The sequence below is a fragment of the Neobacillus niacini genome (assembly GCF_000759675.1).
In the GTDB taxonomy this organism is placed as follows: Bacteria; Bacillota; Bacilli; order Bacillales; family Cytobacillaceae; genus Neobacillus; species Neobacillus niacini_A.
The window spans coordinates 1-408 of the sequence record NZ_BAWM01000090.1 but is presented as its reverse complement, the minus strand read 5'-3'; the positions used below and the strand labels follow the sequence as shown (position 1 = coordinate 408).

Genomic DNA, 408 nt, shown 5'->3' with positions numbered 1-408 from the left:
ATTTATGATATCGTCGTGCCGAAGGATAATATGCTTCGTCAAATTAATGAACTAGTGGACTTCAATTTCATTCTAGAAGAACTAAAAACAAAATATTGCCTTGATAATGGCAGAAATGCAGTATCTCCAATCCGTATGTTCAAATATTTACTATTGAAATCAATCTATGATTTATCAGACATAGATCTAGTTGAACGCTCTATATATGATATGTCTTTTAAATATTTCTTAGATATGGCACCTGAGGATCCAGTCATCAATCCAAGTTCATTAACGAAATTCCGTAAGCTCCGTCTTCAAGATGTGGGTTTATTAGACATGCTTATTGGAAAGACGGTTGAAATTGCATTAGAAAAAGAAATCATTAAAAGTAAAACTATTATTGTCGATGCCACACATACAAAAGCA

1 protein-coding gene is annotated in these 408 nt (G+C 32.4%); it reads left to right on the top strand.

What is annotated here, in order from left to right; all coding sequences use genetic code 11:
* A partial coding sequence (locus TR08_RS21610; RefSeq protein WP_193747819.1) for a transposase occupies positions 1-408 on the top strand: 408 nt, incomplete at both ends.